We start from the raw sequence: 11,030 nt of genomic DNA, 5'->3' as shown, positions 1-11,030 counted from the left end.
GAGAAATTTCTACCATTCAATCAATGAAATATTTTCGATTGATCAACCAGTAAAAATCCACACAAGTTGTTCTTCTATTCTCTTAATGATCTTCTCGATGATTCGTCATCATCAAGCTAGGTCGGCTATATTACTCTAAATTTCTTTAAAGTCAACAGGTAATTTAGATATTTTCAAAACTTATTCTCAAACCCAAAAATTTAACCCTTAAGCCAAATCCTTGTTTCTCAACAAGTTTTTATCTGCATCACCGCCGATGGATGTGCATTCTACAGCATTTCAGACCAGGCGCAACCCCATTTTTCAAATAATCTTAAATTATTAATCCAAGCGACTACTTTTTGAACTGATCAGTTACTTTTAATGCCTTTTCTTTGTGTCTGAGAACTTTTTTTAAACAATTAAGTCCAGTAGAATATGTCTCTTGCTTCACATTTTTTGGCACTTTTGATTGAAAATACGGTTTGGTGGTAAAAAAGCTCAACATTTGTTGCTTATCGCATTGTTTGCCGTAAGCCCGCTTTGTTATGCCATTTCAACGCATAACTTCTATGAGTTAGCTTTATCTATATTAAGTTATAGTAAATGGTCGAACACCAGTCGCCCAACAATTTGCGTGATTGATAATCAAGATGCAGCAAGTCAGTTTCAAGCCAATATTCGTCAGCTTGCTTATGAGTATCAAGTTCAAGCTGTGACTGCTAAAGACTTTCCGAAAACAGATTGTCATGTTGCCTATTTCACAGTAACGTCGCCACAACAACAACAAAATTTAATTCAGGCGTACCCATCTCGCTCATTGCTTTCACTAAGTACCAATAACCCAGCCTGTGAAGTTGGTAGTATTTTCTGTTTATACAATAAGAAGACCTTTTCTACTTTTAAAGTGAATTTGGATGCGTTGAGCTATTCCAAAGTACATATTGATCCTCGTGTTTTACTCTTAGCGAAGAATGCGGGGTAAGCATCGTGATTTCAAACTTATATCAGTCTACCTCCTTACACGCATTATTCCGTAAATCACAATTTGCGATCTTTGCGATTACCTTTGTCATTTGCTCTTTTACTTTTGCCACCATTTCTATGTTCACCATGGAAACCTATGCAAAACAGAATTTGCAGCTCTTGAGCCAAACTGTCTTGGAACGGGTACAACCTGCTGTCGTGTTTAAAGATAAAGGGGCAATTGATCAAATCCTAGATGATTACACGAGTGAACATGCGATCCGTAGCATCCATGTGTATGACCCTCAGCAAAAATTATTGGCTGAAAGTACCAAAAAAGTCGCGCATACCTCAGTGATGCAGGATTTAATGGATCGATGGTTTTTACATGATCCAATTAAATTAATGGTTGTTCACCACAAAAAGAAAGTTGGAGAATTGGTGCTCTATGGTAGTTCAGAGAATATTTTACATTTTCTAAAAACCATTATTATTGGTCTTGCGATTTCAATGTTTTTTATTGTCATTGCCTTACTTTGGTCAGTAAACATTACTTATCGCCAAATTATGCAAGCGATTAAACCCTTGACCCATATCGCGCAATTGGTCAGTGATCAAAAAGCCTATAATTTACGCTTCCCCAGTAATCACATCCATGAATTTCAAAACTTAAACACGGTATTCAACGAACTTTTAGAAGAAATTCAAATTTGGCATACGCATCTGCAAAAAGAAAATCGACAGCTTTCTTTCCAAGCGCATCATGATCAGCTCACCAGCTTGCCGAATCGTCATTATTTTTACCAAGAATTATTTAATATTTTTGAAAACCCACAATACCGTCACAGCTCAGCCTTATTATTTATCGACAATAATAAGTTTAAAGTGATTAATGATGAATATGGACATTTAGCAGGAGATGCCGTTTTAAAAGAAATGGCATCTCGTTTAAGGCTTTCTGTCCGCTATGAAGATTTTATTGCCCGTTTAGGCGGTGATGAATTTGCGATCATTTTGCATTCAATTCACCATACAGATCATTTAAGGACAATTGCTGAAGGCGTGCTCGCAAGTTGCGAACAACCTTTAGAGTTTAACGGACAAACAATTCATTTCGGCTTTAGCTTAGGGGTTGCTTTTTCCCAGTTTGCAGAGAATCCAGAGGATTTGATTATGCAAGCCGATCAAGCCATGTATAAAGCTAAGAGTTTAAATCCACATTGGTTTCTTTATAAACCAGAAATTTAGGACATGTTATGCGCGCTCACACCATTAAAATTTCATTTATTGCGTTACTCTGCCTAACATTGGCTGGCTGCTTGAGTTTTGGCCCGTTGAAATATCGTCAGGTCAAAATGCTGAAGAAGGAAGGCTTCGTTCTAACGGATGAAGGCTGGACGCTTGGTCTACCTGAACGCTTGTTATTTGATTTTAATAATGCAGAGATCAAACCTGAACATCAAAAAGAAATTGTTCGTTTGGCAACTCAATTGAACAAATATGACCTACAAAAATTAAAAATCGTAGGTCATACCGACGATATTGGTAATCCTGAATACAACCAAAAACTCTCTGAAGAACGTGCTCAAAGTGTTTCAACCATCTTTGTTGCTCAAGGTTTCAAGCAAAGTAATTTAACGGTGGTTGGGCGTGGTTCACATCAACCATTTGTTCCCAACACCTCTGATGAAAATCGTGCCAGCAACCGCCGCGTGAATGTCATCATCATTCCTTAATTTTTGTAAGCTCATAAAAAAAGCCGACTTCATTTAGTCGGCTTTTTTTATTTAAATCAATTCAATAATATCGATTGTCGGTGGAACACGAAAACGGAATGGCACACCAACCATCCCAGTCCCGACCGTGACAAAAACATCCGCATGTTCGTGTGTATAGAAACCTTTCTTGTGTCCCAAAATAGACACCCGTTTCATAATATAACTGGTAATCCATGGCAGCTCGATTTGCCCGCCATGGGTATGCCCCGAAAGCATCAAGGGACGCGTTGGTAATTCAGGTACCATATCTACTGTATCTGGGTTATGCGACAAAATCAGCCAAGGCTTGTCTTGAGGTAAATCTGGCATAAAGCGCATATTCGCCTTCCCTGCCCATAAATCTCCAATCCCAATCAAACGGAACTCATCAAAATCAACAATTTTCCCTTCAATATCTATCACGTTATTTTGTTCGAGTGCCTTACTCAACAAGGCCTGAATGGGAGGACCTGGATATTGTTCATCGTGATTGCCAGGTACCGAATAAACAGGTGCCTGAATTTGCTTTAAAATCTCAAGCTCCTGCACCAAACGGTTTTCAGGTTCATAGGTCCAATCACCAGCCACCACAACCAAATCTGGTTGTTCTTGATTGAGTTTCTTCACAATGCTTTTTAATTGGCGTTCATGTCCTGAAAACAATCCAACATGCATATCTGCAACCAAAGCGACTTTAACTGGCTGGGTAAATTCACGCTTAGGATCTAAACGATATTGATGATATTTAACATGAACTTGATGAGGTTCCACAAAACGAGCATAGATCAGTACACTACTGAGCAACCCAATAAATGCAGCTTGATGTAAGCTGTAATATCCAACCCAACCTGCAAAAATGCTAAAAAACCAAAGTGGCACTAATAAATAAGACAGATAAAACGCTAGCAAATGCACAAAGGCTTTAAAAGGATGAATGGTTTCGGTTCGTGCTTGATGAACCCAAGCTTGAATAAATGCCCAAAATGCCAGAACAGCAAAAATAAGGTAAAAACCAATAATGATATTATCTGAATTCGACATTACAGCCCTCTTTAACTTCACTTTAGGGACATACATCTCATCTTATATTTATCTTTTTCGATGAAATGGTATACTCGAGCCCAACTTTTAATCAGTAACGATTATGACGCAATTTTCTCATTTAAATAGCAAACATACAAAGATAAGTACAACCGCTTACAATAAAAATATGCTTGCGATTTATATCACGATTGCGCTCACGGCGACTGGTTGCAGTACCTTGCCTAAACATAGAATTGAACCTGTCATACAAACCACCACACAAATTGACACTTCACAAACCTCCTTAGCGCAAGTAATCAAACCTTTACAGGAACAACATCCTGACCTGACAGGCTATCATGTTTTATATGAGCCCTTAGAGGCGCTGGCAGCCCGCCTGCGCTTAATCGACAAAGCCGAAAAAACCTTAGATTTACAATACTATATTTGGGACAATGACAAAGTCGGTGCATTGGCATTGCATGCGTTAATTCGTGCAGCGGATCGTGGTGTTCGGGTTCGATTGCTGATTGATGATAACAATGCAAAACATACTGAAGGCATTTTCTTCGCTTTAGCTCAGCACCCAAATATCGAAGTGAAACTCTTTAATCCTTATCGCTTTCGTAAGTATCGTGCCATTGATATGATATTGGACTTAAAGCGAATCAACCGTCGTATGCACAATAAGAGTTTTATTGCCGATCATCAGGTCGCTTTGATCGGTGGTCGCAATATGACCAACCAATATTACAATGTCAGTGATACTTATCAATTTTCTGATGTCGATGTCATGCTGTTTGGCACCGCAGTCAATGATATCTCTCAATCATTTGATGATTACTGGAATCATGAATATGCCTATGACGTTAAAGAAGTCGTTAAAGAAAAATCTCATCGCTTAAGTTATGAAAGTTTAAAACAGCAGCTTGATGAGCACTATAAACGGGTTACGGTACAAAACTATTTAGATTTAACCAGTCGCTCCCAAGCTGTTGATGCTCTCATGGATCGTGATATTTCTCTCGATTGGGTCAAAGCAGAAGTAGTTAAGGACTCACCCGATAAAATTAAATCAAAAGCCAAAAAAGAAGAGCATCTTAACTTCCAGCTCATTAATCATTTGGAACAGCCTGAAAAGAATATCGATTTAATTTCTGCTTATTTTGTGCCTGAAAAGAAAGGGACAAAAATTTTAAGTGATTTGGCACAAGATGGTATCGAAGTCAGAGTGTTGACCAATTCATTCAAAGCCAATGATGTTGCCGTCGTGCATGCATTTTATGGTAAATATCGCCAAGAACTGCTTGAAAATGGCGTGCAACTTTATGAATTCTTACCTGCCTTAGATAAAAATGATTTAGATAAACATACCGAAGATTTGGCGAAAAAAGCCAAGGTCAACCTTAAGGGATTAAGCCGTTCAAGCCTGCACGCCAAACTGATGGCCTTAGATGAAAAACAGGTTTTCATTGGTTCATTTAACTTCGATCCACGCTCTGCCTATTTGAATACCGAAATTGGGGTACTACTCAACAGCCCTCCATTGGCACAAGCTGTACATACCACAATGGATCACAATCTAAAGACTTACGCCTATCGCTTGGTATTGGATGCCAACAAGAACATCACTTGGCAGCGTGAAACGCCCCAAGGTCCTTTGATCTATACCAAAGAACCGAAAATGAAATGGTGGCAAAGAGCTGGGATGAAAGTCATCTCATGGTTACCCATTGAAGGCTTTATGTAGTTTCAAGTGTTTCTGGCAATACCGTCAGTACTTTCCGTTGCAATTGTGCCAAACCTGCTCGCATCTGACGATCCACTTCTTTGGTTAAACTCTCAACCGTATGGCCTTCCACAGGAATGGCAGGCAATGTCATTAAATGTGCAGTCACTTGCGGCATTTCCAAAACACGTTGTACATGCTCTGCAAAGGTCATCTCGCCAATAAACGGTGCAACCAAATCCAGTTCACCCTGTTGATTGACATAGCAAATCACACAAATCTGTACCGGTCGTTGCGCTTCGATTGCAGCACCCAGTAACCGCCCATGTACTTTCTTGACTTTGCTACCATCAGTCGTGGTTGCTTCAGGAAAGAATAGAACTGGAATATCTTGTTTTAAAAACTCCGCAATTTGCTCACGAATTCGGATTGAATCACCAGAGCCACGCTTAATAAACAGAGTACCGCCACCTTTTGCCAAATTGCCTAAAATAGGCCACTTTTCCACTTCGGCTTTGGCCAAGAAAAAGATCCGTGCGCCCGACCCCAGAACTGCGACATCTAACCAAGAAATATGGTTACTGACCCATAATGCAGGTTCACGTGGAATCGTCCCATGAACCTGAACTTCAATATTGAATACTTCACATAAGCGACGACAGAAATACTGCACATAGCGTGTATTTACAGGATTATTCGGATCTTTATATAAACCATGACGGTAAATGAGATAAAAGCCTTCACCGATCGTCTCTAGACCAGAGGCTAATTTTTTACTGTATAAACTAAATTTCGAAAACAAACTTAATGGTGTGTTATTTACTGCTGTTGCTTGTTGAGTCATAAATTATTAAAACCGTACGCATATATGCACGAATGCATTGAATTCACCTGTTATATCATGACCATATCAGCTTGTAGAAGTTTCCACGATAACAAAAAACGAATGTGAGCATAATTTTTTTCAATTTTAAAAGATTTATTAGATCAAATATCATAAATAAATCGAATTAATAGATTAATAAGGTGATGTGATGAACCCACAAACCACGACATCTGAATCCCAAACAACGATTCCATATGGTTATGCTTTGAGAATGTTTTTGGGATGGTCAATTTTATACATGGGAACCTTGGTCGGATTCATAGAGCTTTTACGTCGTAATGTCATATAAGTCGAGTAAGTCTTTGCCCTTTGCTTGAAGTTTATTCTAGAATAAGACTTTAAGTATCAGGATTACAGAACAGCGTGGAAAATTTTGAGCAGCGTCAAAGTGGTGAACGGGCAATATTAGTCAGTGTGTCTGTTCAACTGCTCGATGATCTTGATGCTGAAGAGTTTCGATTGCTCGCTCAATCCGCGGGTGCTGAAATCCTTGAACATATTTCTGTGCAACGCAACAGGCCGGACCCTAAATTTTTTATTGGTTCAGGTAAAGTCGACGAGATTGCAGAGTTAGTCCAAGATCTCGAAGCAGAATTGGTTATTTTTGACCATTCCCTCTCCCCTGCTCAAGAACGAAATTTGGAACGCATCCTCAAGTGCCGTGTGATTGACCGTACGGGCTTAATTCTGGATATTTTCGCCTTACGTGCCCGAACCCATGAAGGTAAATTGCAAGTTGAATTAGCTCAGCTCAAACATTTATCAACTCGCTTAATTCGTGGCTTTACAGGCAACCTTGAACAACAAAAAGGGGGGATTGGGTTACGTGGTCCAGGTGAATCTCAACTGGAAACAGACCGCCGCTTGATTCGAGTGCGGATTACTCAACTCAAAGATAAACTGGTTAAAGTACAACAGACGCGTTTACAAGGACGCGCCGCGCGACAAAAAGCCGCCATTCCAACCATCTCGTTAGTCGGCTATACCAACGCTGGAAAATCAACTCTATTTAATATTTTAGCCAAAAGTGATGTCTATGCTGCCGATCAACTATTTGCGACGCTCGATCCAACCTTACGTCGTTTAGACTGGGATGGTGTCGGTACGGTAGTACTGGCAGATACTGTAGGCTTTGTGCGTAATTTACAACATGATCTAGTTGAATCTTTCAAAGCGACCTTAGAAGAAACCTTAGAAGCAACCTTGCTGTTACATGTGATTGATAGCAGTAGCCCCAACATGTCTGAACAGATTGAAGCTGTAGAATCTGTACTTAAAGAGATTGGTGCTGATGCACCTATTTTGCATGTCTACAATAAAATTGATCTCAGCGGTGATGCTGCCAAAATTATTTATAAGACAAAGGACTTACCTGATCGAGTCTATGTTTCAGCCCATGCTGAGCAAGGACTTGAACTGCTTAGCCAAGCGGTACAACAATGTCTAATGGGGCAGTTACAACAGTTTGACTTAGTGCTCAAACCTGCTTACGGTAAACTACGCACACAACTTTATACCCTGAATGTGATTCAGTCTGAACATTATGATGAGCAAGGCGACCTGCATTTATCGGTATATATTGCTCCACATAAATTAGAGCAACTCATTAAACAGGCACATTTGCCATTAGACGAAATTCTTGGAAAAAAAGCTTCCCAATTTCAGCGACCTTTGGAAGAATTTGAGATCGATCATCCAATACCTTAATTGCGATCAGCCATCGTTCGAATAGACGAGAGTAAAAAGAAAATGAAACATATTGATTGGACAGCTTGGTTTGCCACGATTTTATTAATCATTGTCTATCGTGAAGGGGCTGTCGCAATCACAAAAGCCTTGGGTCACCCTGAACTGGGTAATTTGGTTGGACTTATAGGCTTATTGCTCACCTTATTAATCTGGAGAAGATTCAGAAAAATCTCTAATCGTCTCATTGATACCAACAACAAAATTTTGAAAGAAAGTGCCTTTGCCTTTCTCCCCATTTGTGCCGGTTCATTAATTATGCTGGTACATATGGGCAAAGAAATTCCTGCATTTTTATTCATCTTAACGTTCAGTACATTATTGCCATTATGGATTTATGCCAAAATGGCGAAGCGTTGGTTATAAGGAGCTGATCTATGTCGATGGTTATCTATGGCTTCATCATTACCCTGATTAGTTACCTTATTGCCAAACCACTCAATCAAAAAATGCCTCAGGTTCCTCTGATTGTGTTCGGTATGTTTATTGTCATTGCCTTCTTGGCTGTTTTCGGTATTCCATATCAACAATACATGGATAACGTTAACGGGGTTTTCAATCATCTACTCGGCTATGTGACCGTTGCTTTGGCAATTCCTTTGGCTGCAATGCGCTATGATGACCTACCACTGAAATCAATGATTGGTATTCTTTGCTTTGCCAGCATCAGTGCGGTTGCTCTACCCATGGGACTGGCCTATTTGCTGCATATGTCTGAACCTACCATTATGGCTTTTGCAACCCGTGCCGTGACCACCCCGATCGCTTTAAACATTGCAACTCTGCTACATGCCCCATTAATGATGGTCACTCTGATTGTCATTTTATCAGGCGTGATTGGTGCCGCCTTCTCTCCATGGATTCTCAAACATATCCATGATGAGCGCGCTTCGGGTCTCGCGTTAGGTTTGGCCGCACATGCGATTGGCACAGCCCAAGCATGGCAACGTGGTCCTGTCACTGGTCGTTATGCAGCCTTTGGTATGGCAGTAAATGGTGTATTTACAGCCATTTGGCTACCGACCTTTATTCTATCTTTATCTTAATATTTGCCTCAAATATCACATAAAGATTGAACTAGTTGTCAGATATCCTCCATAATGTAAGCTTAAACGTTAAAAGGATTTTTAATGATGAGCAAACAATTATTAGGTGCGTTACTTTTATCTGCGGTGAGCAGTTTTACTTTTGCAGAGGATATTACGGGGCTCTGGCAAAGTATTGATGACAAGACGGGGGCGCCGAAAGCGTTAGTTGAAATTCGCAAAGAAGCAAATGGAACTTATGCAGGCAAAGTAGTTAAAATCACGCCACGTACAGGCTATACACCCAAAGAAACCTGTGTAGATTGCCCTGCACCCTATACCAACAAACCAATTATCGGTTTAGACGTGGTCACAGGGTTAAAATATAGCCAAGGCTTAAACTATACCAATGGTCGTATTTTAGATCCTAATACTGGCAAAATTTATAGTATGAAAGCCAAATTAAGTGCAAACGGCAAACGCTTACATTTACGTGGCTATTTAGGGGTATCTGCATTGGGTCGTAATCAGATCTGGATTCGCGCAGAGTAAATTGATTGCAGTGAACGTACGCGCTTTTCTTTGATCAATTTGATCTCGGTTCTGTCTAAAAGCCTCTTCATCCATTGAAGAGGTTTTTTAATTTCCATACATAATTTATTGAATTTTCAAGTATTAAGAAATGTACAACTGTAAAATAATGATTGAATATATTATTAGATAGACTACATAATAAAACTCAAACATAAAAAGAGCTTTTAATGATGGGTAAACAAATAATAGGTGGAATATTCTTATCAATAATGAGTAGTTTTACTTTTGCAGAAGATATTACGGGGCTCTGGCAAAGTATTGATGATAAAACAGCAGCACCAAAAGGCTTGGTTGAAATTCGCAAAGAAGCAAATGGAACCTATACGGGTAAAATTGTCAAAATTACCCCACGTGCGGGCTATACACCAAAAGAAACATGTGTGGATTGTCCTGCACCCTATACCAACAAACCAATTGTCGGTTTAGATGTGGTTACTGGTCTCAGATATAGTGAAGGTTTAAACTATACCAATGGCCGTATTTTAGATCCAAATACAGGTAAAATTTACAGCATGAAAGCAAAGTTAAGCGCAAACGGAAAACGCTTACACTTACGCGGCTACTTGGGTATCTCAGCATTAGGCCGTAATCAAATCTGGATTCGCACACAATAAATCTTACTGATAAATACGAATCATATTTTACCTTTTTAATTAAAATTCCAATGGAAAAGCCTCTTCACTATCATAAAAAATGAAGAGGCTTTTTTATTAAAATCTAAAAAAATTGTTGAATTTTCAAATATCAAAAATATACAACCGTAAAATAATGATTGAATCTGTGATTAGAAATCCGAAATAATAGGCCAATAATGATTGCAGCATGGATGCTTGAGCATGTCGACCAAACTAATTTCTTTTTTATTCTTAATTACCCTCAGCCATTTTACCTTTGCCCAAGACATTACAGGTATTTGGCAAAGTGTAGATGATGTGACTGGTGCACCGAAAGGTCAGGTTGAAATTAGCCAAGAAGCAGATGGTTCTTATACGGGTAAAATCATCAAAATTACCCCACGCACAGGCTATACACCCAAAGAATTTTGTACTGGTTGCCCTGCCCCTTATACCAATAAACCGATTTTAGGTCTAAATGCCATTACCAAACTGAAGCATAAAAAAGATCTGACTTATACAGGTGGGAAAATCTTGGATCCTAATAGTGGGCGTGTGTATAGCTTGACGGCAAAACTCAGTAGCAATGGACAACGTTTACACTTACGCGGTTATGTCGGTGTCTCTGTATTAGGACGCAGTCAAATCTGGATTCGCGCCAATTAGATTAAATCAAAAATAAAAAAGCCCTGAAATTCAGGGCTTTTTTAT

At 39.3% G+C, this 11,030-nt stretch carries 13 protein-coding genes; 11 read left to right on the top strand and 2 right to left on the bottom strand.

Features of this window, described 5'->3' with window-relative positions; translation table 11 throughout:
• The first annotated feature begins 490 nt into the window (after nt 1-490).
• Genes MMO42_RS07540 through MMO42_RS07530 form a run of 3 tightly spaced genes read left to right on the top strand, consistent with a single transcriptional unit; the run spans nt 491 to nt 2,681 of the window.
• Nucleotides 491-964 (top strand): YfiR family protein, encoded by a 474-nt coding sequence (locus MMO42_RS07540; protein WP_032863186.1) that lies wholly within the window; start codon nt 491-493, stop codon nt 962-964.
• Nucleotides 965-969: 5 nt separating this feature from the next.
• Entirely contained in the window at nt 970-2,193 is a 1,224-nt protein-coding gene (locus MMO42_RS07535; protein ID WP_005296947.1) for a diguanylate cyclase, read from the top strand.
• A gap of 8 nt (nt 2,194-2,201) precedes the next feature.
• Complete coding sequence (locus MMO42_RS07530; protein WP_241319912.1) at nt 2,202-2,681, top strand: OmpA family protein; 480 nt, start codon at nt 2,202-2,204, stop codon at nt 2,679-2,681.
• Nucleotides 2,682-2,732: 51 nt separating this feature from the next.
• On the opposite strand, the gene MMO42_RS07525 is transcribed toward MMO42_RS07530, so the two are convergent.
• Complete coding sequence (locus MMO42_RS07525) at nt 2,733-3,743, bottom strand: metallophosphoesterase (protein WP_241319911.1); 1,011 nt, start codon at nt 3,741-3,743, stop codon at nt 2,733-2,735.
• A 169-nt stretch (nt 3,744-3,912) separates the two neighbouring features.
• Between MMO42_RS07525 and MMO42_RS07520 the strand changes: the two genes are divergently transcribed.
• Entirely contained in the window at nt 3,913-5,475 is a 1,563-nt protein-coding gene (locus MMO42_RS07520; protein ID WP_241319925.1) for a phospholipase D family protein, read from the top strand.
• On the opposite strand, the gene MMO42_RS07515 is transcribed toward MMO42_RS07520, so the two are convergent.
• Nucleotides 5,468-6,298 (bottom strand): lysophospholipid acyltransferase family protein, encoded by an 831-nt coding sequence (locus MMO42_RS07515; protein ID WP_241319910.1) that lies wholly within the window; start codon nt 6,296-6,298, stop codon nt 5,468-5,470. The genes MMO42_RS07520 and MMO42_RS07515 overlap by 8 nt on opposite strands.
• Before the next feature lie 190 nt (nt 6,299-6,488).
• Between MMO42_RS07515 and MMO42_RS07510 the strand changes: the two genes are divergently transcribed.
• From MMO42_RS07510 to MMO42_RS07480, 7 genes are all read left to right on the top strand, one after another.
• Entirely contained in the window at nt 6,489-6,629 is a 141-nt protein-coding gene (locus MMO42_RS07510) for a hypothetical protein (RefSeq protein ID WP_005146968.1), read from the top strand.
• A gap of 74 nt (nt 6,630-6,703) precedes the next feature.
• Nucleotides 6,704-8,047, top strand: coding sequence for a ribosome rescue GTPase HflX (gene hflX / locus MMO42_RS07505; protein WP_241319909.1), 1,344 nt, complete (start codon nt 6,704-6,706; stop codon nt 8,045-8,047).
• A gap of 42 nt (nt 8,048-8,089) precedes the next feature.
• Nucleotides 8,090-8,452: a hypothetical protein gene (locus tag MMO42_RS07500; RefSeq protein ID WP_005296966.1), complete on the top strand. Its 363-nt coding sequence runs from the start codon at nt 8,090-8,092 to the stop codon at nt 8,450-8,452.
• Nucleotides 8,453-8,463: 11 nt separating this feature from the next.
• Complete coding sequence (locus MMO42_RS07495) at nt 8,464-9,132, top strand: LrgB family protein (protein WP_241319908.1); 669 nt, start codon at nt 8,464-8,466, stop codon at nt 9,130-9,132.
• A gap of 87 nt (nt 9,133-9,219) precedes the next feature.
• Entirely contained in the window at nt 9,220-9,663 is a 444-nt protein-coding gene (locus MMO42_RS07490) for a DUF2147 domain-containing protein (protein ID WP_241319924.1), read from the top strand.
• A 209-nt stretch (nt 9,664-9,872) separates the two neighbouring features.
• The gene (locus tag MMO42_RS07485) at nt 9,873-10,319 is read left to right on the top strand and encodes a DUF2147 domain-containing protein (protein WP_241319907.1); all 447 of its coding nucleotides are present in this window, start codon (nt 9,873-9,875) and stop codon (nt 10,317-10,319) included.
• Nucleotides 10,320-10,541: 222 nt separating this feature from the next.
• Complete coding sequence (locus tag MMO42_RS07480; RefSeq protein WP_241319906.1) at nt 10,542-10,985, top strand: DUF2147 domain-containing protein; 444 nt, start codon at nt 10,542-10,544, stop codon at nt 10,983-10,985.
• Nucleotides 10,986-11,030 lie beyond the last annotated feature (45 nt).

Source organism: Acinetobacter sp. ANC 3882, from assembly GCF_022549545.1.
Lineage (GTDB): Bacteria > Pseudomonadota > Gammaproteobacteria > Pseudomonadales > Moraxellaceae > Acinetobacter.
The sequence above is the reverse complement of the archived record's forward strand: the minus strand, read 5'-3'. Positions and strand labels throughout refer to the sequence as shown.

Bases quoted from the DNA above. Each gene is read 5' to 3' on its own strand.
- MMO42_RS07530 (WP_241319912.1), top strand. From the start codon at position 2,202: ATGCGCGCTCACACCATTAAAATTTCATTTATTGCGTTACTCTGCCTA.
- MMO42_RS07525 (WP_241319911.1), bottom strand. From the start codon at position 3,743: ATGTCGAATTCAGATAATATCATTATTGGTTTTTACCTTATTTTTGCT.
- MMO42_RS07520 (WP_241319925.1), top strand. From the start codon at position 3,913: ATGCTTGCGATTTATATCACGATTGCGCTCACGGCGACTGGTTGCAGT.
- MMO42_RS07515 (WP_241319910.1), bottom strand. From the start codon at position 6,298: ATGACTCAACAAGCAACAGCAGTAAATAACACACCATTAAGTTTGTTT.
- MMO42_RS07510 (WP_005146968.1), top strand. From the start codon at position 6,489: ATGAACCCACAAACCACGACATCTGAATCCCAAACAACGATTCCATAT.
- MMO42_RS07500 (WP_005296966.1), top strand. From the start codon at position 8,090: ATGAAACATATTGATTGGACAGCTTGGTTTGCCACGATTTTATTAATC.
- MMO42_RS07495 (WP_241319908.1), top strand. From the start codon at position 8,464: ATGTCGATGGTTATCTATGGCTTCATCATTACCCTGATTAGTTACCTT.
- MMO42_RS07490 (WP_241319924.1), top strand. From the start codon at position 9,220: ATGAGCAAACAATTATTAGGTGCGTTACTTTTATCTGCGGTGAGCAGT.
- MMO42_RS07485 (WP_241319907.1), top strand. From the start codon at position 9,873: ATGATGGGTAAACAAATAATAGGTGGAATATTCTTATCAATAATGAGT.
- MMO42_RS07480 (WP_241319906.1), top strand. From the start codon at position 10,542: ATGTCGACCAAACTAATTTCTTTTTTATTCTTAATTACCCTCAGCCAT.